Below are 25,072 nucleotides of genomic sequence, written 5' to 3' on the forward strand. Positions count from 1 at the left end.
TTCACCCACTTTGTTCAATTCATATTATAACGTTTATCCATAATGATGTCATTAAGTTGCTATGTATTCGAGTATATAAAAACTACCCACAAAATGAAGATTTTGTGGGTAGTTAGCTAAATTAATTATTTAGTTTCACGGTGTAAAGTTTGTTTATTATCACGTGCACAGTATTTTTTCATTTCAATACGTTCAGGATTGTTTCGTTTGTTTTTAGTTGAGATATAGTTTCTATCTCCACATTCAGTACAAGCTAATGTAACGTTTACGCGCATGATTATTCCTCCTTACCTTTTCTAAATACGACCTTATCATTATACCAATTACAAATGTAATTGCAAAGAATAATTTTTTGATATTACGTGTAAACTTATTCCTCATCATCGTCAGAATTACTATCTGAGTCTGAATCATTATTTTGTTGATCGCTTTTAGTTTGCGATGATTTATTGGAATCGTTGTTATCTTTTTTCTCTCTATCTCTAAAGTAATAGTTAATAACGTCTCTTCCTAAATCTCCACCATTTAACCAAGGTGGTGGGACGGGTTGATTGGTATAGACGATTGAGAATGAAAGTTTTGGATCTTTAATAGGTGCGTAACCAATATAAGTAGAGTTAACTCTTGGTTCACCATTTTGGAATACCTCAGCTGTACCCGTTTTACCTGCTGATGGTACGACAGTATTTCTAAAGCTGGCATATCCTGTACCATCTTTTTCATTAAACGCCATTTTGAATCCATCTTGAACTTCTTTGATTTCATTTTCAGAGTTATTCACTCTATTAAGAACATTACCTTTAATTTTACGTTTTAAAGGACCTAATTCATCCTTATTCGTTGATTCGTGAATCGCTAAACCTATGTGCGGTTGGATTCTATAACCATTATTTGCAATTGTTGAAACGTATTGTGACAACTGCAATGGTGTATACGTATCATATTGTCCGATAGATAAATCTAAGTAGTTACCAGGATTATTTGTTAGTGGTTCGATTTGACCTGGTGTTTCATTTGGTAAATCTACACCTGTTTTAACTCCGAGACCAACTTGATTTAGTCCTTTTCGTAGCTTTTGACCTGCCGTTGCAATGTCATTAGGTAATGGCATACCAGAATAATAAGGGTCACCTGCTAATTTTAATGCTGTCTTAAACATAAAGACGTTAGAAGAATGCATAAGCGCTTGCTTATCATTAATTGTCACTCGACCATCTTTGTTAAAGTAAGATCGTTTAGTTAGACCGCCTTGGAAGTGTAATGGTTCATCGACCATTGTTTCTCCTACTTTAATGGCATGGTTTTGATAACCAGCTAATAGCGTACCACCTTTGACAGATGAACCAACTGCATATTGTGCAGTGAAGTTTCCAATATCAAAGTCTTTAAGTTTACCTTGCTTGTCAATTTGCTTACCAGCTATCGCAAGAATGTCACCATTTTTAGGATTTTGTACTACTATGAGCGCATTATCCATATCTTTGGCGCCTTGACTTCTCAACGTGGAAATTTCTTTTTCCAATAGAGATTCAACTTTCTTCTGTAAGTCAATATCAATGGTTAATTGTAAATCATGACCCCTTTTTCCTGGGTTGACGACTTCAGAGTTGATGACTTTACCAGATTTATCCGTAGTATATTTCATTTGTTTTTTAGTGCCTTTAAGAACATCTTCATATTGATATTCTAAATAAGATTTACCTACTCTGTCGTTTCTTGAATAGTCTTTAGAAAGATATTGTTCTGTCAATTCTTTTGGAATACCTTCTGAAGAAGTTGAAACGCCTCCGAATATACCTCTTAAAGTATCTCCGTATGGATATTTTCTATCCCAGTCCATAGATGTGTTTACTCCAGGTAACTTTGAAAGTTGTTGAGATACAGCAGCGTATTCTTTTTCAGTTACCCCATCATTTTTAATGGTTTGAGGATCTAACGTAGAACCAGCATTCATCTCACGATAAATAGCTAGAATTTGTAAATCTTTTTTACTTAATTCATCTAATTGTTTTTTACCAATTTTATCTCTTTGTTGATTGTCATATTGTTCTTGAGTAATGCTACCATTCTCTAATAATGACTGCTCTTTTTTCATTAAACGTTTTGCTTGTTCCGGATGGATTTGAACCCAGAAATCTTTTTTGTCGCGCTCTGTAATTTTATCCGTGTCCATCTTAATGAGACCAGATAATTTTTTAGCTGTATCAAGCATTTCTTGTTGTGTTGTCTTTCTGTTTCGTGTATATGTAATTGACATCTTTGAAGCATTATCAACAAGGACTTTACCATTTCTATCTAAAATGCGCCCTCTTGGTACTGATTCGTTAACTGTTATGTTTTCATCGTTCTTAATTAATTGTTTGTAATGTGATCCTTGTGCTATTTGCAAATAACCTAACCGTAACACTAGAATTGCGAAGATTAATACGATAAATCCAAATACAAAATTAATCCTCTTGTTCATGGTGTTTCTGGTTTTTTCATCATTTGATTTTTCTTTTAATCTTTTCAGCAAAACAACCTACCTCTATTCAACGTGTCTCATACAAATGATATATGATATTAGATTATTTTTCTATCATTTTGACAAAAAAATAACGGTCTCTCAATTGAGACCGTCAATCTTGTAGCAAAATTATTTTGCTGCTTTATATAATTCGTCAACTTTTTCCCAGTTAACAACATTCCAGAATGCACTGATATAATCTGGACGTTTGTTTTGATATTTAAGGTAATAAGCGTGTTCCCAAACATCTAAACCTAAGATTGGTGTTTTACCTTCAGTTAATGGGTTATCTTGGTTTGGTGTAGTTACGATTTCTAATTGACCGTTGTTTACTACTAACCAAGCCCAACCTGAACCGAAACGAGCTGCTGCTTTGTCAGCGAATTCTTTTTTGAATTCATCTAAAGAGCCCCATTGTTCTTTGATTTTGTCTACAACTTCACCTTTTTCTTCAGAATTAGGTGATAATAATTCCCAGAATAATGAGTGGTTTAAGTGACCGCCACCATTGTTACGTACTGCTGTTTGAATATCAGAAGGTACGCTATCTAAATTTGCAACAATTTCTTCGATTGATTTAGCTTCTAAATCTGTTCCTTCAACTGCTGAGTTTAATTTAGTTACATATGTGTTATGGTGTTTGTCGTGATGAATCTCCATAGTTTGTTTATCGATGTGTGGTTCTAATGCATCATATGCATAAGGTAATTTTGGTAATTCAAAAGCCATAAATAATCATCCTCCTAAATTGTCTGTACAATAATCATAACAAGTAGCTTTTATAGCAACAATGAATATGCTTACAACACATTCAAATCTAACTACCAATTATTTTTATTACATCTTTAATATATCTCAAATCTGTGAAATTTAAACATAGAAATACTTAAAAATTAATCTTTTATTAATAATTCAGACTATCGGCCTATGTTTTGATGATGTAATCTTTTAAAAATAAAACCATCAACTTAAATAGCTGATGGTTAGAAATTATGCTTTACGTTGACATGTTTCGCATACACCATAAACTTCTAATTTATGTGTGTGTATCGCGACGTTAGGTAAAAATTGTTTGATTTGCTCAATTGGACAAAAGTCTATCACCTTTGTGTCTCCACATTGTTCACAAATAAAGTGATGATGATGGTGATTAGTACAAGCAATTCTAAATTTCATTTCACCTTCTAATTCAGTACTTTCGATAATACCTAAATCTTTAAATAGGTGGAGGTTTCGATAAACTGTATCGAAAGAAATGCCTGGATAGTCTTTATCCATTTTTTGTTGAATATGTTTGGCATTTAGATATTTGTCTTCTTCTACAAATATATCCAACATATCTTTACGCTTATCTGTATATTTAAGTCCATTATCTTTTAAAATTTTAATCGCATCATTTGTATTCATTTGAAATTGCTCCCTTTTTGAACTTAACTTTTAACTTTTGGTAAATCATTGTTATCATCAGCATAATTACTAATAATACTACAATAACACCACCAGGTGAAATGTTCATATAAAATGCTAAAACTAAACCTAATATGACTGCTGATTCACCAAGGACAACACTGAGTGCAATGAGCTGTTTAAACCCTTTAGTTAAACGCATAGAGATGGCAATCGGAAGTGTAATCAATGCACTTACTAACAATATCCCTACAACTCTCATTGAAGCTGAAATCACCATAGCTACAATAATAATAAATAAGAATTGAATCCATTTAGGTATACCAATAACCTTACTATATTCTTCATCAAATGATAGTATGAACAACTCTTTATAAAATAATGTAATAAATAGCACGACGATGATTGTAATAACGATTATTGTAGTTAAATCACTTAAATTAACAGCACTAATAGAGCCAAATAGAAGTCCCACTATCTCTTGATTGAAACCATCTGCTAATGAAATAAAGATCGCACTTAGCGCAATACCGGCACTCATTATAATAGGAATCGCTATTTCTTGATAATTTGAAAACGATGTTCTTAACTTTTCAATTAAAAGTGCTCCAATAACCGCAAAAAGTATCCCGAACCACATTGGGTTAATGAGAGACAAAGCTGGTATTACTGTGAGTATAAACATTCCAAATGAAATACCCCCTAAAGTGACATGGCTGAGAGCATCAGCTATAAGTGATAACCTTCTTACAACTATAAAAGCACCTATTAAAGGTGCGATAAACCCTATTAAAATGCCGCTAATCAGAGAGTACCTCATAAAATCAAAATTTAATAACGCGTCTATCACAAGTTACACTCCTTAATATTTAATTTCATGAGCTTTTTTCCTCATCGTTATTGCAACACGCTCTGTTATGTTGATGATCAACGAATTGAATTGGATGACCATAGATTTTAGATATTTCTACTTCATCTAATGATTTAAAATCTTCTGTTGTGCCATGAAAATGAAGATGTTTGTTCAGACATGCAACCTCCGTAGCTGTATCTGCAACTACTCCAATATCATGTGTCACCAGAATAATCGTGATACCTTCTTTTTTGAGCCTATCTAATGTTTCGTAAAACTTGTTCACATGTTTCGCATCAATACCATTGGTTGGCTCGTCTAAAACTAATACACTCGGATTTGAAATCAGTGCCCTAGCAATTAATACACGTTGCTGTTGGCCTCCTGATAATTCGGCAATATTTTTATTGATTAAGTGAGAAATGTTTAATCGTTTTAATACATCTTCCACTTTTTTATTATCACTTTTATTAAATTTCTGGAAAAGTTTCTTTGTCTTAGTTAAACCACTTAATACAACTTCTTTTACACTTGCTGGAAAACCTGCATTAAATGCTGTTGCTTTTTGGGAAACATAACTAATCTTTAAAGATGATTTGTTGCCTTTATACAAATGACCCTCAACAAATATTTCTCCTTTTTGTAAAGGTAACAGCCCTAAAATGATTTTAAGTAAAGTTGACTTTCCAGCACCATTTGGACCAACGATGGCAAGAAATTCTCCTTTGTTAATTTTAATATTTATATTTTCTAATACATGTTTATTGTCGAAATAATAATCTATATTTCGTAATTCGAAAACTGGCGTCGTCATGTTTTCACCTCGCATATAACTATACAGCTTTGCAAATGTTATGTAAATAGTAATGTTTACGACTAAATAAAAGAAGCGAGATTGAAATCATTTATCAAATGGTATGATTTCAATCTCGCTCCGTCGAGTGTTTCCTGTATTAGGAAAAAGCTATTTATTGATTTAAAATTTTATTTTTAAGATCTGAATCAAATTGTTGTGCTTTTAACATTTCGATTTCAAATTTATAAGGTGGTTTTTTATTTTTCTTATCTTCACCAACATAAGGTGTTTCTAAAATTTTAGGAATATCTTTAAATGCATCATGGTGGACAACATAGTTTAAAGCGTCGAAGCCAATATGACCAAAGCCAATATTTTCATGACGGTCTTTATGTGCGCCTATTTCATTTTTACTGTCATTAACATGTACAACTTTAATACGGTCTACGCCTATGATTTTATCAAATTCATTCAACACACCATCGAAGTCTTCTTTGACATTATAACCAGCATCATGTGTATGGCATGTGTCAAAACAAATTGACAAACGATCATTATGTGTCACGCCATCAATTATTTGAGCGATTTCCTCGAATGAGCGACCTACTTCTGAACCTTTACCGGCCATAGTCTCAAGTGCAATTCGCACATCGTTATCGTGTGTTAAGACTTCATTAAGGCCTTCGATAATCTTTTTAATACCTACGTCTGCACCAGCGCCTACATGAGAGCCAGGATGTAGTACAATATCTTTTGCACCAATCGCTTGCGTACGTTCAATTTCATTCTGTAAAAAATCTACACCTAAGTTGAATACTTCAGGTTTCGTCGTATTAGCGATGTTAATAATATAGGGTGCATGAACAATAATATTAGATAAACCATATTCTTTCATGGCCTCATGTCCTTTTTCTATATTTAAATCTTCGATGCTTTTTCTTCTCGTATTCTGAGGAGCTCCAGTATATATCATAAATGTAGATTCACCGAATTTATGGGCTTCTTCTGCAGAGCCTTGTAACATCTTTTTACCACTCATTGAAACATGAGAACCTAATAACATGTCATTCACCTATCCTTTATTATTTTTACGTTTTTGTCTGTTTTGTCTTTTACTATAAAGCTTTCTCTCTTGACGTTTCATTTTTTCTACTTCTTGCTTAAACTTTTTCTTATAACCTGGTTTAACTTTTCTTTTGGATTTACTTCGAACTTTATGTTTAACTTCGTTTGTTAGATGGTCATCTTTGCGTTGTCTTGTTCGTCTTGTATCATGTGCTTTAATCGGTTTTAGTTCGCCATTTTTAATGTCTACATTTTCAAAATGATAGCCTTTATCTTCGATTAATGAAATATTATGCTCTTCATCAGGACTATAAAGCGTAATTGCTACTCCTTTATAATTACCCCTTCCTGTTCGTCCTACGCGATGAGTAAAGAAATCAATATCATTTGGTACGTCAAAGTTAATCACGTGACTCACGCCTTCGATATCAATACCTCTTGAAGCAAGATCACTTGCAATCACGTATTGGAAGTCTAAGTTTCTAATACGCTTCATTTGTTGTTTACGTTCTCTAGGTGTTAAGCCCCCGTGAATCATACCGACTTTAATACCTTCATTATTTAAAGAATTTGCAAGTTCGTTTGCATTTTCTCTACTATTACAGAAAATGATACATAAATACGGATTTAACATATCGATAAGACTTAACGTTTTATCGATTTTGGCAGTACCTTTTGTAGGTATAAGATAAAATTCAATGTTTTTCTTATTTTGAGACTTACTATCAACCTCAACGAATTCAGGTTGACTTAAATATTTATTTAAAAATGGTTGCAATGATTTAGGAATAGTTGCACTAAATACTGCAATGTGAGCCTCGTCATCTAATCGTGCTGCGATATAATCTACATCTTCAATTAAACCTAAATCAATCATTAAGTCAGCTTCGTCCACAATTAAATTGCTGGCAAGGTGCGCATGAAGATATCCGCCTTGTGCAAGATCATTAATACGTGTAGGTGTACCAATAATTAATTGGGGTTGTCTATTACAACGTTGTTTATCTTTTTCGATATCAGTACCGCCGATAAACAATTTAACACTTACATCTTGTTTGAATTGACTCAGATGACTAGCCGTTTGAAATAATTGTTGAGCGAGTTCTCGTGTTGGTGCAACGACAATGGCTTGTGGTTCTTGAACATCTACATCAATCTTTTGCATTAAAGGTAATAAGAAAGAATGTGACTTTCCTGTACCTGTTTGTGATTGACCAATCAAGTTAGTACCTTTCAATATTCTAGGGATTATTCTATTTTGTATTTCTGTAGGTTTTTCAAAATTAAGGTCTTGAACCGCTTTAATTAAACTTTCGTCTAAATTAAAATGCTCAAATGGATGTTTTGCCATGATATGGCCTCCTTTAAAGTCTAATAAGCAATATATTATTTATAAGTGAATGGATCGGTGTTAATATCTGAGGCTTCGATAGGTAACTCATCTTTATACTCAAATAGCCAGTCTTCTAGCAACGATTTTAAGCCTTGCTTCATTACAAATTCGCTATAGTGGTTAATATCTAATAAATTAACACCTTGTATTTTAGCATCTAATGCGTCGTGATGTTTGATATCTCCAGTTACAAATACATCAGCACCCAATTTTTGCGCTTCATATTCAAAACCAATTCCTGAACCGCCTATCATAGCAACTTTGTTAATGACTGCGTCAGGATGACCCGTATATCTTAAACTATTGATATTTAATTGCTCTTTAGTGTAACTAGAAAACTCATCTAAAGTCATCGTATGAGGAAGCTCACCTATGATACCTAAACCATACTTGCTTCTTTTCTGCAGTTTAATAAAATCATATACGGGTGTTTCATAAGGATGATAATTTATAATTGCCTGTTCGGTGATTTGTTTTTCATTTTCAGAAATCATAAATTCGAGTTTAATCTCATCTACATATTCTATACTATCGAGTTGACCGAGATAAGGATTGGCTTCTCCAACAGGTTTAAATTGTCCCTTTCCTGCGCTTTCAAAGAAACAGTATTCGTAATTTCCTTCTTTAGCTAAGCCGAGTTGATTGAGTTGGTCTTTAAAGTTTTCGACATTTTCTTTAGGGATAAAAGTTTGAACCTTATAATACGTCGTATTTTGTTGGTTAATTAGTTTAATATTATTTAAACCAAGCGTGTCTGCTAGCATCTTATTTACGCCATTTGGATTTACATCTAAATTTGTATGCATTGCGATAAGGTTAATATCGTTTTGAATTAGTTTGCGTATAATCTTGCCGTAACCAGTTTGAACGATATTTTTAATCCCTTTGAAGATAAGTGGATGATGTGCAATGATGGTATTTATATTTTTGTCTATCGCTTGATTGACGACGTCTTCAGTACAATCTAAGGCGGTTAATATACCATTGACTTGTTGGTTTTCATCGCCGATTAGTAATCCGACATTATCCCATGATTCCGCTGTGGAAAATGGCACATGTGTATCTAAAATAGATATGAGTTTACTCAATTTCATTATCTAACACCTCTTGTATGAGATTAATTTCACTTTCAATTTCTTTAAGTCTCTCATGATGTGTTGATGAATTCAATTGTGACTTAATATGATAGAGTGCTTCGAGTTCTCTATTCCACTTTTTATAGAAATAATCATTCTTTTCCTTTAATAAATATGGGCCGAATTTTGCTTCTTTTGTAGAGAGTGGTTTCAAAGATTGATTAAATTCTGCTACTACAATTTCATAAATATGCCCTTTTTCTTCAAGAATGACCTCATCTATAATTTCATAATTCAGTGACGTTAAGACATTTCTTAAGACTTGCGTTTGGATATTGCTTTGTAAGATAAGCCTTGGATGATGTGTTAATTTTTCTTGCCCTTCTTTTAAAATTGAAGCAATAAGAGGTCCACCCATGCCGCAAATCGTTATATTATCAATGTTATCAGCATGATTGATAACGGCTAAACCGTCACCTAAGCGGACGTCGATTGATTCATTTAAGTCATTTTCAGCGACATTATTCACCGCAGCCTTATATGGTCCTTTAATGACCTCACCAGCAATTGCACTTGTACATATCTTGTTTTGTATTGCATAAATAGGTAAATAAGCGTGATCTGAACCAATATCAGCTAGTGTTCCTTGCTTTAAAAATGAGCACACACGCAATAATCGTTGATTTAAATTAATCATGTTTAAACTCCTCATATGTATTAAAAAAGAGTGGGATTGAATTCAGTATATTGAAAATTGAATTCATTATCCCACCCCTTTCAAGTGTGATGATTCGATTGGGCGAGGTAGAAAACGATGTTTATTCATTCATAGACACTTGCCCAACTTTATTATTTTAATCCATGAAATCTTTAAGTCTCTTGCTACGACTAGGATGTCTTAGTTTTCTTAAAGCTTTAGCTTCAATTTGACGAATACGTTCACGTGTAACACCAAATACTTTACCAACCTCTTCAAGTGTTCTTGTACGTCCATCGTCTAAGCCAAATCTTAAACGCAACACGTTTTCTTCTCTATCAGTTAACGTATCAAGCACATCTTCAAGTTGTTCTTTTAATAATTCATATGCGGCATGGTCTGAAGGACTTTGTGCTTCTTGGTCTTCAATGAAATCTCCTAAGTGGCTGTCATCTTCTTCGCCAATAGGTGTTTCAAGAGAAACTGGTTCTTGCGCAATTTTTAAGATTTCACGTACTTTTTCAGGTGGTAAATCCATTTCTTCACCAATTTCTTCTGGTGCAGGGTCACGACCTAAATCTTGTAATAATTGACGTTGAACACGTATTAATTTATTAATCGTTTCAACCATATGGACAGGAATACGGATTGTACGTGCTTGGTCAGCAATCGCTCTTGTAATTGCCTGTCTAATCCACCAAGTTGCATATGTTGAAAATTTAAACCCTTTACTAAAGTCGAATTTTTCAACGGCCTTAATTAAGCCCATGTTACCCTCTTGGATTAAATCTAGGAATAACATACCTCTACCTACATATCTTTTAGCAATACTAACAACTAGACGTAGGTTGGCTTCAGCTAATCGTGATTTTGCGATTTCATCACCTTGTTCAATTTTCTTAGCTAATTCAATTTCTTCTTGAGCGCTTAACAGATTGACTCTACCAATCTCTTTAAGGTACATACGGACTGGGTCATTAATTTTGACACCAGGAGGGGCACTTAAATCATTGGGGTTTAATTTTTCATCTGTATCGGAGCTATCTTTTTCATTAACAAGAGTAATATCATTATCATTAAGTTGATCAAAGAAATCATCCATTTGATCAGAATCCATTTCGAAATTCTGTAGTTTTTCAGCAATTTCTTCATGGCTTAAATGACCTTCTTTTTTACCCTTATCAATTAATTGTTTTTTAACATCTTCTAATGTTAAAGTCGGATCAATTGTTTGTTTTTTAATTTTCACTTGGTTATCAGACATGAAAAGGCCTCCCGATTTTAATAAATACTGATAATCTTTCAATAACTATATATTATATCAATTAAATATGATTTGTATATTGTAAATATTGAATTAATCACTTTCAATTAAGCCATTTTAATATTTTATATAGGCACTTCATCAAGATTTTAATTAAAAATCAATCATACATTTAAAAATTGTGACATAGTTTTACTACCCACTCAACCTTATTAGTAACCATTGTTTAGAATGTGTGAATGTTTTCATTATTGTATCGCTTTTATATTATTACGCTTTTCAATTTCACTATATTTACATTCTACCTTTATTCTTATTTACGATAAGTTGTAAATAGTATTTTTGCAATTCTACATCACCTATACGAGATGCTTCTCTTAATTTATGATTCAATGCTTCAATTGACTCTTCACCACTATTGCTATTAATAATGTGAATGTAGTCCTCTATTTCATTTTCATAAGGTTCATCATTAAGATTATATTGTTCTAGTTCAATGAAAGCCTCTCTTAAATCATTAGATTCAATATATTGCATTACGTCACTTATACTATAATAATCTTGTTCTGAAAAATAGTCATGCAAAATATTAAATATACTCTTAAAATATTTATTTGTAAAGTCATCACTACTAATCTTTTGATAGTAATTTAAGAATGTATCTTTATCTTTCATAAAATGTTTAAGCAGTGCCCTTTCTGCTTTCTCATGCTTCGATAAACGATTAAATAATTGAGTATGTGCCTGTGATGAAGAACCATAAGTACCGTAATCCGCTGGTGGTGCTTGTGGTGTTGCATTTACGCCTACTTCATGTTGAATGGTTTCTGGATTTATTTTGAAAATGTCAGCCACATCGTGTATGAGTTTATTTCGAAGTATTGTTGATTGGACAAGTGAAATGTCATTCGTCGTTTCTTTAAAATATCTTTCGTAAGCTAAGTCATTATTATTGATTTCATCTTGATGTGTTTGAACTTTAAATAAAACGAATGATTTTTTATCTTTTTGAACAAAATTTAAAAATGAGTCATTACCATATTTTCCAATATATTCATCTGGATCCATTCCAGAAGGTAATTGAACGACATACACATTTAAACCTTGTTGTAAAAGCGTTTGTCCAGTTTTCAAAGTAGCCTCTTTACCGGCGAAATCTCCATCAAACATTAATGTGATATTATGTGTTAATTTCTTAAGAAATGTGACATGTTCTTGAGACAATTGTGTCCCCATGCTAGCTACAACTTGTTTTAAACCGGCATAATCTGACTTAATAACATCCATAAATCCTTCGAGTAGAATAATTTCATCATTTTTTCGTATTGATTTACGGGCTTTATCTAAATTATATAAGAGTCTTCGTTTTTGAAAGATAGGCGTTTCTGGACTATTTAAATATTTAGGTTCTTGTCCAGTATATGTTCTTCCTGAATAACCAACAATTCGTCCTTGGGCATTTTTTAAAGGGAACATGATTCTATTTCTGAATCTATCATAATAACTGAAATTCTCTTCGTTACGAGATAACAAACCAGCTTCATAAGCAAGTTCTATATCATAACCCTTTTTCTCTAGAAAGTCATGACAAAAGTGTGAGTTATCTGGAGCGAACCCAATCTCTCTTTCTTTAATTAATTCATCAGTAAACCCACGTTCTCTTAAATAATTTAATGCTTCTTCGCCTTCTACAGTCTTCATTAGAGCATAATGATAATATTCTTGAATAAGCTCATGCATCTCAATCATTTTCAGATCATCTGAGGCCATTTGAGATTCTTGATTCTGTTGTGTGTTGCCAATATCAACTTGTATATTGACACGTTCACCCAACTCTTTAACTGCTTCTACAAATGGTATATCTTTAATTTCTTGCGTAAATTGGAAAACATTGCCACCCTTTTTACAACCGAAGCAATGACATATTTGTTTATCCTCAGAAACTGTGAAAGAAGGTGTCTTTTCATCATGAAAAGGACACAAACCAATGTAATTGCGCCCTCTTTTTTCAAGTTTTACATATTCACTTACTAAATCTAAAATGTCTGTCTTATCTTTAATTTCATTAATGACCGATTGATCTATACGCAAAGGGAATCACCTATTAAATATTAGTCATATCATTATATCTTTTTTACTAGGAAAATGAAATCATTTCGATTTACTTTCTTCAATTAAATATATAATATCATTTGCTGTTTCTTCAATAGCTTTATCTGTGACATCAATCACAGGGCAACCTACTTTAGAAACGAGTTCATCAAAGTAATCTAATTCTTCTTGAATACGTGCTTCTGTCGCATATCTAGCAGTATCTCCTAAACCTAGTTGTTTTAATCTTTCTTTACGGATACGGTTAAGCTTTTCTTCACTAATTTTTAAAGCAATACATTTAGATGTATCTATTTCAAATAACGCATCTGGAGGTGTGACTTCAGGAACAATTGGAATGTTCATCACTTTATAACTTTTATGTGCCAAATATTGAGATAGCGGTGTTTTAGAAGTTCTTGAAATACCTAACAGTACAATATCTGCCTTAGGTAAACCTTTAGGGTCTTTACCGTCATCATATTTAACTGCAAATTCAATTGCGTCAATCTTCTTAAAGTAAGCGTCATCTAGTCGATGTACGATACCTGGTTCGTAATAAGGCGTTTCATCAATTGACTCTGATAATAAATCCATTAATGGTCCCATGATATCAACTGATTTCAAAGAAAATTCTTCTACTTTGGCAAGCATATATTTCTTTATTTCTGGTTTAACTAGTGTGTAAACAATGATAGCGCCTGTATCACGCGCAACTTGAATCACTTCATCAACATTCTCAAAAGATTCAATGTAAGGATAGCGAAGGAATTCGTGTTTACATTGTTTAGGATTAAACTGGGAAACACCTGCTCTAGCAACTAATTCTGCTGTTTCTCCTATCGAATCTGAGGCTACAATTATCTTTATATTATCCATGTATTTACCACCTATTCTTTAAATAATGATACGAATAATTTAGTTATCGTTGTTTTAGAAATTCGACCAGTGACTTCATATTTGTCATTGTCTTTTTTTCTAACAATGGGGAGTGCGTCGATTTCTTTTTCAATCATTTGATTGGCAGCATAAATGACGAGCTCGCTTTCTTCAAGAAATGTAATATGAGGCATTCGAGTCATATTTACGCTTATCGGCATTGTATGTATATCTTCGCCAATCATGGATGCCCTGAGTAAGTCCTTTCTTGAACAAACGCCAATGAAATCATTGTCTTTATTTGTGATAAATAATGTACCTGCATCTTCTAAAAAGATTGTACAAATTGCATCATAAACAGACATTTCCTCTTTCAAAATTACAGGTTGAGACATATAATCTTTAACCACGTATTGTCTTAGTTGTTCATTAATAATTTTATTTTTAGATTTGCCCGAATAGTAATAACCGACTCTAGGTCTTGCTTCAATAAAGCCTGACATTGTCAGTATTGCTAAGTCAGGACGTAAAGTAGCGCGAGTGAGATTGAGCTTTTCAGCAATCTGTTCACCCGTGATAGGTCCTTTGGTTTTGACGATATCAATAATTTGTTCCTGTCTTTTACTAAGTTCTATAGGTCCTCACCCCTCTTGAATACTTCTTATTATAACTTTTATTATAAATTGCTACAAATACATAGAAATACTTGCTATTAAAAAATCTTTCAATTAGAATAATGTTGAAGCGAGTTAAGGATGGTGTGAGCTTAACATTGATAAATTGGCGCATGACTAAATGAATGAAATAAAAGCGAGTGTCTACACTAATTTGGGTGGAACCGCGGGTTAAATGTAAGTAAACATTTGTATTTCATGTACAAATGACTAAAAATACTTTTAAACTCGTCCCAAGATAATATGACATATTTGATATGTATATTGTCTTGGGGCGTTTTTATGTGTAAGGAGAGTTTTTATGGTAAAAGATATGGAAACAATTGTTCAACTAGCGAAACATAGAGGTTTTGTCTTCCCAGGAAGTGACATCTATGGTGGTTTATCAAATACTTGGGATTACGGTCCTCTAGGTGTGGAACTTAAAAACAATATTAAAAAAGCATGGTGGCAAAAATTTATTACTCAATCACCTTATAATGTGGGTATTGACGCTGCTATCTTAATGAATCCTAAAACTTGGGAGGCATCAGGTCACTTAGGTAACTTTAATGATCCGATGATTGATAATAAAGACAGTAAAATTCGTTATCGTGCAGATAAATTAATTGAAGATTACATGCAAAAAGAAAAAGGCGACGAAAATTTCATTGCTGATGGATTAAGTTTTGATGAAATGAAGAAAATCATTGATGATGAAGGAATTGTTTGTCCTGTAAGTGGTACAGCGAATTGGACAGATATTCGTCAATTCAACTTGATGTTCAAAACATTCCAAGGTGTAACTGAAGATTCTACAAATGAATTATTCTTACGTCCTGAAACAGCTCAAGGTATCTTCGTTAACTATAAAAATGTTCAACGTTCAATGCGTAAGAAATTGCCTTTTGGTATTGGCCAAATTGGTAAATCATTCCGTAATGAGATTACACCTGGTAACTTCATTTTCAGAACAAGAGAATTCGAACAAATGGAACTTGAATTCTTCTGTAAACCTGGTGAAGAAATTGAATGGCAAAACTTCTGGAAAACATTTGCAAGTCAATGGTTAAAAGATTTAAATATTAATGAAGAAAATATGCGTTTAAGAGACCATGATGAAGATGAATTATCTCACTACTCTAATGCGACAACTGATATTGAATACAGATTCCCATTTGGTTGGGGAGAACTATGGGGTATCGCAAGTCGTACGGACTTTGACTTACAAAAACATAGTGAACATTCAGGCGAAGACTTCAAATATCATGATCCAGAAACAAACGAGAAATATGTTCCATATTGTATCGAGCCTTCATTAGGTGCGGATCGTGTAACATTAGCCTTCTTATGTGATGCATATGAAGAAGAAGGTGTTGAAGGAAGTAAAGATGCACGTACGGTTATGCACTTCCACCCTGCTTTAGCACCATATAAAGCTGCAGTATTACCTTTAAGTAAGAAATTATCTAGTGAAGCAATTAAAATATTCGAACAATTGAGTCAAAACTTCTCTATTGACTTCGATGAATCACAATCAATTGGTAAACGTTATCGTCGTCAAGATGAAATTGGTACGCCATATTGTATTACATTTGATTTCGATTCACTAGAAGATAATCAAGTCACTGTACGTGATAGAGATTCAATGGAACAAGTACGTATGCCAATTTCAGAATTAGAAACATTCTTAGCTGAAAAAATTAAATTTTAGTATTAAATAATATTTGAAAGATAAATCATTATTTGCATTTACTCTCTTATCGAGCACATCTTTTGTGTTGCAGATAAGAGAGTTTTTTATGCATGAAAAATCCACACTGTGCCGCTTTTATAAGTAAAACGGTTTAGTGTGGATCATTTTCTAGTCTTTTAAGTTGGTTAATTAACTTCTGGCTTTTAAAAAATATGCCGGCATATTCTCTGTAAAGCATAATAATGAGTTCTGACATTTCGTCTAAAATTTCTTGATGAATACTCAGAGAATTCATCTTATTGATAGGTAATTTTTGCAGTATATCTAATAGATAAAGCGAGCGATTTGTTAATTTCAAGGCGTGTGGGTCTTGATATGCTACTTCTTGAGAAATAGCTCCATCAAATTTGAAACTATAGCCCATTAATTTGGATTGGTCATCATTACCTGTTATGACGCAACGATTAAAAGAGGCAGTAAAACCAAATTTTGCCATACATTTCAATAGAACGACGATAGACATCAATTGAGCTGACGTGCCTTCGCTTATTTTCGTAAGTACAAAATGAAGAAGCTCGTAATTATATTTAGATACCTCATTTTCTTCCATTGATCTTTCAATTGTTTCTGCACATAAAGAAGCATAACTACTTTCATACAAATCTAATTGTAATTCATAGTGCTGGTTAATGACATCGACAGAATTTAAAGTTCCCATGCCACGCCATTTATTATAAATAAATAAGCCATACACAAACATTTGTGTATGAGCTTGTAAACCAGATTTAACTTTTTTCGCACGTCGAGCCATTAAAGGTATTTTCGCACCATACTCATTTAAAATTGTAATGATTTTATCAGACTCACCATAATCAACCGATTTAATAATGATGCCCTTTTGTTTCATTAACATGATACATTCACCGACTCTCTAATGATCAATCTTGATCTTCAATATAGCCAATCTGGCGGATAAAGTTTACTTTATTTCTCCAATCACGTTGCACTTTAACCCATAGTTCTAAATATACTTTAGAACCAAGTAACATTTCTATATCGTGTCGTGCACGTTTTCCAACTTCTTTAAGTTTTTTACCGCCTTTACCAATGACAATGCCTTTTTGAGAATCACGCTCAACATATATTGTCGCTTCGATTCTGACTCTGTCTTCGTCTTCTTTTATCATTCGATCAACATTAACGCCAATTGCGTGCGGAATCTCTTCGCTTGTTAAATGTAAAATCTTTTCACGAATAATTTCACTCACTACAAACTGTTCTGGGTGATCAGAAATTTGGTCATCCGGATAATATTTTGGTCCTTCAGGTAGATAAGATTTTAGCACATCGATAAAGTGATCAACATTTAACCCTTCAAGTGCTGAAATTGGAATAATATCTGTAAAGTCCATGTATTCTTTGTATTGTTCAATCTTTGGCATTAAAGCATCTGGATGCACAAGGTCTATCTTATTTAATACTAAAAAGATGGGTGTTTTAACATTCTTTAACATTTCCATGATATATTCATCACCACGACCAATATCTTCATTTACATTGACCATGAACATAATGGCATCAATTTCGGAAAGTGTATTTTTAGCCACTCTCATCATATAGTCACCAAGTTTATGTTTTGGTTTGTGAATACCAGGTGTGTCTATAAAGATGATTTGAGCATCATCTCTTGTCATCACACCCTGAATTTTATTGCGCGTTGTTTGAGCTTTATCAGACATAATTGCAATTTTATGTCCTATCACTCTATTTACAAAGGTAGATTTACCAACATTAGGTCTACCAATGATTGAAACAAATCCTGATTTATGTTCTTCTGTCATTAATTTAAATCCTTTCTTGAAAATCCTAATGGTAATAGTTCGCTTACAGTCGATTCTATCATTTCGCCTTTGTGATTAGTCATATATACTGGCATATCATCATCGCAAAGTTCTTTCAATACTTGTCTACAAGCACCACAAGGAGAGGAAGGTTGATCTGCGTCAACCGTCACTGTAATAGATTTGAAGTCTCCGGGTCTATAACCTTCTGAAATTGCTGCGAATAAACTAGAACGTTCTGCACAAATGCCTAAGGAGTATGCCGCATTCTCAACATTTGCCCCGTGAAACGTGCGTCCATCTTTTGTTCTTAAATAGGCCCCAACTTTAAAATGACTATAAGGCGCATATGCATTATTTTGTGCCTCCCTAACTTCTTTAAAATAATGCGATTGATAGCTCATTTATTTTCCCCCTAAAATAAACTTAAAATATGTGGTACGAAAACGATTAATCCAATACACATGGCTAAAACGGATACAATTACTACACTAAACGCTGCGATATCTTTGGCATGTTTAGCATATTCATGATATTCAGTAGTAACTAAATCGACCACAAACTCGATTGAAGTGTTAATGGCTTCTAAACTCAATACTAAAGCAATAGCAAGTAATACAAACATCCACTCTGAACGATTAATATGAAATATAAATCCCATTATGATAGCAATAATTCCAGCTAATATATGGAGTAAGAAATTTTGGTCTTTTTTTAAAATGGCTGTAAAACCATCGTAAGCATATTTGAAACGTCTCATTACTAGTCTCTAGTCAATCCGTATGAATTTAGAATTGCATCTTGTCGACCAAACATTTCTTTTTCGTCATCTTCTGTCATATGATCATACCCTAATAAATGTAAGAATCCATGTAACGCTAAAAATCCTAATTCACGTTCAAAAGAATGACCATAACTTTCTGCTTGTTCTTGCGCAACATCAGTGCAAATAATTATGTCTCCAAGTACACGTGGAATTTCTAAGTCATTCATATCTATATCAGGTTCATCTTCTTCTAAAGCAAATGAAATGACATCAGTCACTTTATCTTTATCTCTATAGACTTTATTGATGTTTTGAATTTCATCTTTATCTACGAAGGTAACTGATAGTTCTGCGTCACTTTCTATATTTTCCTGTTTTTTAGCAAAGGTTAATAAAGAATCAATTTGTTCATACCATTCATCTTTGACTAAATCAGTGTGGTCGCTAAAATCTATAGTAAACATTTAATCAACTCCTTCGTAACGATCTATAATTTTACTTACTAGTGGATGTCTCACTACGTCACTTTGGTCTAATTTCATAATACTTATACCATTGACACCGTATAGTTTTTTAATTGCTTCTTTCAAGCCACTCTTCACGCCTTTAGGTAAGTCGATTTGAGTTTGATCCCCAGTAACAACCATTTTAGAACCGAAACCTAAACGTGTTAAGAACATTTTCATTTGAGCGTGCGTTGTATTTTGTGCTTCATCTAAGATTACAAACGCATCATCAAGCGTTCTTCCTCTCATGTATGCAAGAGGCGCAATTTCAATAATTCCTCTTTCTATAAATCTTTCTGTTTGTTCTCTTCCTAATACAGTATTTAATCCATCATAAAGCGGACGTAAATAAGGATCTACTTTTTCTTTTAAATCACCTGGTAGGAAACCAAGAGATTCTCCAGCTTCAACTGCTGGTCTTGTTAGAACGATACGTTTAACGGTACCTTTACGTAATTGTTTGGCAGCGTAAACAACTGCTAAAAATGTCTTGCCGGTACCTGCTGGTCCTATACCAAATACTAAGTCATTTCTTTTCATAGCATTGATATACATTCGTTGTCCCATTGTTTTAGCACGAATCGTTTTACCGAATGCATCTTTTGTAATTTCTTCATCGTATAAATCTAAAAGGTGCTGAATCGTGTTATTATCTGCCATTTTAATAGCAGCTTCTACATCTTTAAGTGTAATTGTATTTCCCAATTCTATAACTTTTAATAAATTGGTAAGAACTAATTCTGCTTTTTCTACATGCTCTAACTTTTCACCTTTGACGGCAATTTCTTGTCCTCTAGCATGTATGACGACATCAAAGTTGTCTTCAATAGTTTTAAGATGCTCATCATTATTTCCCATTAAAGCTTGTGATTGATTAATGTCGTCAATTTGAATTATTCCTGGCATAAACGCGCTCCTTTTCAAGTTACGATAGTTAATATTATTGATTACGTAATATAATTAAATGTGTTGAATTCCATATTCATTATATCACGCTTGTTCTACTAATTAATGTGATTATGCTTTAAATCAAAGTTGAAATTTATAACGTTTGATATAACATCTATCTCATTAAAAATTTTACTAAACTCCTACAATTTAGACAAACTAAAAAGAGAGTAAAACTGTACTCATTTGGAAAAATTGAATACAAATCTTACTCTCGTAGTTTTAACTTAAAATTAAATAATGATGTAATTAAATTAAATGCGTCATTTAAAGTTGTTTCGGTTTACTTAGAATTTCTGACCATATTAAACCGTTGATGACCTCATCGTTGTCAAATTTGAAAGCTGAATGAGACATACTTCGTTCAACATTTTGAGAATTCAGTAGCTGTTTTAAGCGATAACGTTTTGTTCTTTCTGATAAATATTTATCTTTAATAATATCTCTCGCTTTTTTCTCAATCATTTCTAGTTGCTTTTCTTTTTCTCTATCAATCTCACTACGAACGTTTTTTAAATCCTCAGTTAAACTAGCTTCAAGTTCTTTTCTTAGTTTTTCAGCACTTTCGTCTCTTGATGTTGTGGCAACAGGTTGAGGACTGTTGTTCTCATTGTTATATGGTGTGGGATCTGGTTTAGGATGTGTATGAGTTTGTGACGACGTGGTTGTTTCTTTATATGGTCTATCTTCTTCCTCATCTAAATCTTTATTTATAGGAGGAAGAGTTTCTTCAAAGTCTTTACGCTGTTTCTTTTCAGTTTCACCATTTAATTCATCATTCAGTTCTTTAAAAGTTTTCTCAAATTCTTCAAAGAATCCACCTTTTTTAGGTTGTTGTTCGCCTTGTGATTTCTGAGGTGGTCTCTGATTTTGTCTGTCTTCGTGGCTCTTATCACGAATCGCACTAATGGCTGTAACAATTATTGATATTATAAATATTATAATACCGATACTCATCTAATCACCTCATTATATTATTGTTCTGGTGATTCATCATCATTTTGATCAGTACGTTTGTTAATCGCATTTCTCATGCCAGTATCTGCTTCGATATTCTTCAGATTATAATAATCTTTAACTCCGATATTACCTGATCTTAATGCTTCAGCCATAGCTAATGGTACTTCTGATTCTGCTTCAACAACTTTAGCTCTCATTTCTTGAACTCTAGCTTTCATTTCTTGTTCAGATGCTACAGCCATAGCGCGACGTTCTTCGGCTTTAGCCTGTGCGATATTCTTATCTGCAAGTGCTTGTTCAGTTTGTAAATCAGCACCAATATTTTTACTAATATCAACATCTGCAATATCGATAGATAATATTTCAAATGCAGTTCCAGAGTCTAACCCTTTACTTAATACAGTTTTAGAGATGTTGTCCGGATTTTCAAGAACTTCGGTATGATGTTCACTTGAACCAATAGTAGAAACGATACCTTCACCAACACGGGCGATAATTGTTTCTTCACCAGCACCACCGACTAATCTAGCAATGTTAGCACGTACTGTGATTCGGGCTTTTGCTTTAACCTCGATACCATTCATTGCCACACCTGCGATAAATGGTGTTTCGATCACTTTAGGATTAACTGACATTTGAACAGCTTCAAGTACGTCACGACCTGCTAAATCGATAGCGGCACCACGTTCAAATGGTAAATCTATATCTGCACGTTGTGCTGCAATATTTGCATCTACTACTCTATCAACGTTACCACCAGCTAAGTAATGTGATTCTAATTGATTTGTTGTTAACTTTAAGCCTGCTTTATGCGCTTTAATTAAAGGTGCTATGACCTTTCTTGGTGATACTCTTCTTAGTCGCATACCTACAAGTGTACCAATGCCGACATGAACGCCAGCTGCTAATGCAGAAATCCATAATCCTACTGGTACAAATGAAAATAGGATTAATAATGCAACTACGATAATTACAGCTATGATTATAAAACCAATACCAAACATTGAATCGCTCCTTAATATTATTCTATTTCTCTAACAACTACACGTGTACCTTCTACCTCAAGAATTTTTACTTGTCTATTACGTAAAATAAACGTGCCATCTGATACAGCATCTATTCTTTCATCGTCACAAGTGATAATTCCTGCAGGTCTAAGATCGGTAACTGTTCGAGCGGTTTTACCCACGAGATGAGAGCGGTCTTCATGTGAACGATAACCAGCCTCAGAATTTGTTGAATCTTTTAAGATTACTTTATCTAGAAATGGAATTTTTCTTTTGAAGATTTTCACTAATAACACCCACTCTATAATTGATAATATTAATGCAACCACAACATTACCAAGCATGAGTATAATATTATCACCTAGCATAATAATACTTAATGTAATCAGTGTCATACCAATAATGCCAATGACTGCACCAATAATAAACAGCTCTATAATAACTAGTATTACGCCTATTGTAAATAAGAGTACAGATAATACGTTGACATCCCCATTAATAAGGAATCCTAAAAATAGTAATAATAATGCTAATGAAGCAATGATTCCTATGATATTAATACGTTTTGAATATAATTGGTATAGAAAACCTAGGAAGATAATACATGTAAGTATTAGCGAAACGAAAGGTTGAGTTATCAAATGCGCAATATGATCAACCCAATTATTTCCACTAGTAAGTTTCGTTAAAAGCAACGTATGTATTAGATTGGAGTAATTCACTATTTCACCTCACCCTCATTATGATTATACATGAAAACGCCCACATTATATAGCATTTCACTAATATATAAATTGCTAAATTGTAGAAAAGTAATTTAATTTGAAGTAGTTTAATAATATTTGATTAATTTTCTGAAAAATAAAAAGTATAAGAATTGGGAGCTGTCTATTGAAGAGTTTTATAAAAAGTAACATCGAAATAGGAAAAAAGTTTATAAAAAAACCCTAGTTATAAAAACTAGGGCGATATTTATAATTAACATTCGTGTTGAGGGAGTCAACAGAGCTATTAATTATTTGAATTTACGTTTACGTGCAGCTTCTGATTTCTTTTTACGTTTAACGCTTGGTTTTTCGTAAAATTCACGTTTACGTACTTCTTGAATTGTTCCACTTTTTGATACTGAACGTTTAAATCTACGTAAAGCATCTTCTAGTGATTCGTTTTTACGTACTACTGTTTTAGACATCTGTATTTCCCTCCCTCCAAATATCAACGGAACTTTATAGTCGATGCACAGTAAAAACTATGCAACTATTAGTATAATATAACTCAAATTGGTGGTCAATTAGTAAAATTTACATTTTTTAAATATTTAGACAAGTACTTCTTCTTCTGATTTATTCGTTGCATGTTCAACCACGCGGATAGCTTTACCGTCATTTAGTGGATAATCTGCTTTAAGTATTTTTACTTTAACAATTTGTCCAATTAATGATTCGTCACCTTCAAATTGAACTTTCATATAATTATCTGCATATCCAACTAATGTGTTAGGTTTTTCCCCTTGTTCTTCTGGTATCACTTCAAGAACTTCATTTTCAAATTTAGAGGCATATTCTTTAGCAAGTTGATTGCTAAGTGTAATTAATTTATGCACGCGTTTATTTTTAATTCCTTCATCAATTTGGTCATCCATTCGAGCTGCGGGCGTACCAATTCTTGGAGAATAAGGGAATACGTGTAATTCAGAAAATTGATGTTTGACGATGAAGTCGTAAGTTTCTTGGAATTCTTCTTCAGTCTCACCAGGGAAACCTACAATTACATCACTAGTAACAGCTAAATCTGGTAAAGCCTTGTGTAATTCAGTTAATCTTTCTGAAAAGTGTTCCATCGTATATTTACGTCTCATACGTTTTAATACACTGTCAGAACCTGATTGTAACGGTACGTGTAAATGTCTTACTACTTTATTTGAATTTCCGATGACTTCTATCACTTCATCAGTTAATTGACTCGCTTCAATAGATGAAATACGAATTCGTTCTAGGCCATCAATTTCGTCTAAATCTCTTAATAATTGAGCGAGATTATAGTTTTTTAAATCTTGACCATATCCGCCAGTGTGAATACCTGTTAAGACAATTTCTTTGTAGCCTGAGTTCACAAGTTGTGAAGCTTGTTCGACAACCTTTTCAGGATCTCTTGAGCGCATTAAACCACGAGCCCATGGAATAATACAGAACGTACAGAAATTATTGCATCCTTCTTGAATCTTTAATGAAGCTCTAGTTCTATCTGTAAAATAAGGAACTTCAAGTTCTTCATATGTACGGTTCTTCATAATATTACCTACACCATTGATAGGTTGTCTTTCTTGTTGAAATTGATCTATATAATCAAGTAATTTATGACGGTCTTGTGTTCCTACAACGACATCAACGCCAGGAATTTCCATAATTTCAGCTGAAGAAGTTTGTGCGTAACAACCTGTCACACAGACAACAGCTTCTGGATTTTGTCTAATTGCACGACGAATAATTTGTCTACTTTTCTTATCACCAGTATTGGTTACTGTACAAGTATTGATTACAAATACATCCGCATTTGTTTCAAAATCTACTCTATCATAATCTGCTTCTTTAAATAATTGCCAAATTGCTTCAGTTTCATAGTGGTTTACTTTACAACCTAATGTATGAAATGCAACTGTTGACATAGT

General features: G+C 33.1%; 26 protein-coding genes. 1 reads left to right on the top strand and 25 read right to left on the bottom strand.

The window, feature by feature from the left end; translation table 11 throughout:
• Positions 1–125: 125 nt before the first annotated feature.
• The 14 genes from rpmG to ccpN all read right to left on the bottom strand — a co-directional run bounded on the left by rpmG (position 126) and on the right by ccpN (position 14,662).
• Positions 126–275, bottom strand: a complete 150-nt coding sequence (gene rpmG / locus CD155_RS06105; RefSeq protein WP_002433802.1) for a 50S ribosomal protein L33 — start codon at positions 273–275, stop codon at positions 126–128.
• Between the two features lie 95 nt (positions 276–370).
• Positions 371–2,515, bottom strand: a complete 2,145-nt coding sequence (locus CD155_RS06110) for a peptidoglycan D,D-transpeptidase FtsI family protein (protein WP_103212814.1) — start codon at positions 2,513–2,515, stop codon at positions 371–373.
• A gap of 120 nt (positions 2,516–2,635) precedes the next feature.
• On the bottom strand, positions 2,636–3,235 hold the full coding sequence (locus CD155_RS06115; protein WP_002433778.1) for a superoxide dismutase: 600 nt from the start codon (positions 3,233–3,235) through the stop codon (positions 2,636–2,638).
• A 261-nt stretch (positions 3,236–3,496) separates the two neighbouring features.
• On the bottom strand, positions 3,497–3,913 hold the full coding sequence (locus CD155_RS06120; protein WP_002443108.1) for a Fur family transcriptional regulator: 417 nt from the start codon (positions 3,911–3,913) through the stop codon (positions 3,497–3,499).
• Positions 3,900–4,763, bottom strand: coding sequence for a metal ABC transporter permease (locus CD155_RS06125; RefSeq protein WP_002443110.1), 864 nt, complete (start codon positions 4,761–4,763; stop codon positions 3,900–3,902). The genes CD155_RS06120 and CD155_RS06125 overlap by 14 nt, the downstream gene beginning before the upstream one ends.
• 25 nt (positions 4,764–4,788) lie before the next feature.
• Positions 4,789–5,595, bottom strand: coding sequence for a metal ABC transporter ATP-binding protein (locus tag CD155_RS06130; RefSeq protein ID WP_103212815.1), 807 nt, complete (start codon positions 5,593–5,595; stop codon positions 4,789–4,791).
• 139 nt (positions 5,596–5,734) lie between these two features.
• Positions 5,735–6,625 (bottom strand): deoxyribonuclease IV, encoded by an 891-nt coding sequence (locus CD155_RS06135; RefSeq protein WP_070831099.1) that lies wholly within the window; start codon positions 6,623–6,625, stop codon positions 5,735–5,737.
• Positions 6,626–6,634: 9 nt separating this feature from the next.
• Positions 6,635–7,978 carry a DEAD/DEAH box helicase gene (locus CD155_RS06140; RefSeq protein WP_103212816.1) on the bottom strand — a complete coding sequence of 448 codons (1,344 nt, stop codon included), beginning with the start codon at positions 7,976–7,978 and terminating at the stop codon, positions 6,635–6,637.
• A 35-nt stretch (positions 7,979–8,013) separates the two neighbouring features.
• A complete protein-coding gene (locus CD155_RS06145) occupies positions 8,014–9,114 on the bottom strand; it encodes a Nif3-like dinuclear metal center hexameric protein (protein WP_103212817.1) in 1,101 nt (366 codons plus the stop codon).
• On the bottom strand, positions 9,101–9,793 hold the full coding sequence (locus tag CD155_RS06150) for a tRNA (adenine(22)-N(1))-methyltransferase (protein WP_103212818.1): 693 nt from the start codon (positions 9,791–9,793) through the stop codon (positions 9,101–9,103). The genes CD155_RS06145 and CD155_RS06150 overlap by 14 nt, the downstream gene beginning before the upstream one ends.
• A gap of 157 nt (positions 9,794–9,950) precedes the next feature.
• Positions 9,951–11,057: an RNA polymerase sigma factor RpoD gene (gene rpoD / locus CD155_RS06155; RefSeq protein WP_002443124.1), complete on the bottom strand. Its 1,107-nt coding sequence runs from the start codon at positions 11,055–11,057 to the stop codon at positions 9,951–9,953.
• A gap of 294 nt (positions 11,058–11,351) precedes the next feature.
• Positions 11,352–13,148 carry a DNA primase gene (dnaG, locus tag CD155_RS06160; protein ID WP_103212819.1) on the bottom strand — a complete coding sequence of 599 codons (1,797 nt, stop codon included), beginning with the start codon at positions 13,146–13,148 and terminating at the stop codon, positions 11,352–11,354.
• Positions 13,149–13,208: 60 nt separating this feature from the next.
• Complete coding sequence (locus CD155_RS06165) at positions 13,209–14,027, bottom strand: pyruvate, water dikinase regulatory protein (protein ID WP_002443128.1); 819 nt, start codon at positions 14,025–14,027, stop codon at positions 13,209–13,211.
• A gap of 11 nt (positions 14,028–14,038) precedes the next feature.
• Positions 14,039–14,662, bottom strand: coding sequence for a transcriptional regulator CcpN (ccpN, locus tag CD155_RS06170; RefSeq protein WP_080981459.1), 624 nt, complete (start codon positions 14,660–14,662; stop codon positions 14,039–14,041).
• Between the two features lie 340 nt (positions 14,663–15,002).
• Here ccpN and CD155_RS06175 point away from each other — a divergent pair, with 340 nt between their 5' ends.
• Positions 15,003–16,394, top strand: a complete 1,392-nt coding sequence (locus CD155_RS06175) for a glycine--tRNA ligase (protein ID WP_002443132.1) — start codon at positions 15,003–15,005, stop codon at positions 16,392–16,394.
• 133 nt (positions 16,395–16,527) lie between these two features.
• Here CD155_RS06175 and recO read toward each other — a convergent pair whose 3' ends face one another.
• From recO to mtaB, 11 genes are all read right to left on the bottom strand, one after another.
• On the bottom strand, positions 16,528–17,283 hold the full coding sequence (recO, locus tag CD155_RS06180) for a DNA repair protein RecO (protein WP_172605867.1): 756 nt from the start codon (positions 17,281–17,283) through the stop codon (positions 16,528–16,530).
• A 31-nt stretch (positions 17,284–17,314) separates the two neighbouring features.
• On the bottom strand, positions 17,315–18,217 hold the full coding sequence (era, locus tag CD155_RS06185; protein ID WP_002443137.1) for a GTPase Era: 903 nt from the start codon (positions 18,215–18,217) through the stop codon (positions 17,315–17,317).
• Entirely contained in the window at positions 18,217–18,621 is a 405-nt protein-coding gene (cdd, locus tag CD155_RS06190) for a cytidine deaminase (RefSeq protein WP_103212821.1), read from the bottom strand. The genes era and cdd overlap by 1 nt, the downstream gene beginning before the upstream one ends.
• A gap of 11 nt (positions 18,622–18,632) precedes the next feature.
• The gene (locus CD155_RS06195) at positions 18,633–18,977 is read right to left on the bottom strand and encodes a diacylglycerol kinase family protein (RefSeq protein ID WP_002443141.1); all 345 of its coding nucleotides are present in this window, start codon (positions 18,975–18,977) and stop codon (positions 18,633–18,635) included.
• A 2-nt stretch (positions 18,978–18,979) separates the two neighbouring features.
• Positions 18,980–19,447, bottom strand: a complete 468-nt coding sequence (ybeY, locus tag CD155_RS06200; RefSeq protein ID WP_002443144.1) for an rRNA maturation RNase YbeY — start codon at positions 19,445–19,447, stop codon at positions 18,980–18,982.
• The gene (locus CD155_RS06205) at positions 19,448–20,395 is read right to left on the bottom strand and encodes a PhoH family protein (RefSeq protein ID WP_002443146.1); all 948 of its coding nucleotides are present in this window, start codon (positions 20,393–20,395) and stop codon (positions 19,448–19,450) included. It lies immediately after the preceding gene.
• Between the two features lie 309 nt (positions 20,396–20,704).
• The gene (locus CD155_RS06210) at positions 20,705–21,394 is read right to left on the bottom strand and encodes a hypothetical protein (RefSeq protein ID WP_002443148.1); all 690 of its coding nucleotides are present in this window, start codon (positions 21,392–21,394) and stop codon (positions 20,705–20,707) included.
• Positions 21,395–21,411: 17 nt separating this feature from the next.
• Positions 21,412–22,401: a flotillin-like protein FloA gene (floA, locus tag CD155_RS06215; RefSeq protein ID WP_002443149.1), complete on the bottom strand. Its 990-nt coding sequence runs from the start codon at positions 22,399–22,401 to the stop codon at positions 21,412–21,414.
• A 17-nt stretch (positions 22,402–22,418) separates the two neighbouring features.
• Complete coding sequence (locus tag CD155_RS06220; protein WP_241159034.1) at positions 22,419–23,099, bottom strand: NfeD family protein; 681 nt, start codon at positions 23,097–23,099, stop codon at positions 22,419–22,421.
• Positions 23,100–23,419: 320 nt separating this feature from the next.
• Positions 23,420–23,596, bottom strand: coding sequence for a 30S ribosomal protein S21 (gene rpsU / locus CD155_RS06225; RefSeq protein ID WP_000048060.1), 177 nt, complete (start codon positions 23,594–23,596; stop codon positions 23,420–23,422).
• A 126-nt stretch (positions 23,597–23,722) separates the two neighbouring features.
• Positions 23,723–25,069 (bottom strand): tRNA (N(6)-L-threonylcarbamoyladenosine(37)-C(2))-methylthiotransferase MtaB, encoded by a 1,347-nt coding sequence (gene mtaB / locus CD155_RS06230; RefSeq protein WP_103212822.1) that lies wholly within the window; start codon positions 25,067–25,069, stop codon positions 23,723–23,725.
• Positions 25,070–25,072 lie beyond the last annotated feature (3 nt).

It is taken from the genome of Staphylococcus caprae (assembly GCF_002902725.1).
In the GTDB taxonomy this organism is placed as follows: Bacteria; Bacillota; Bacilli; order Staphylococcales; family Staphylococcaceae; genus Staphylococcus; species Staphylococcus caprae.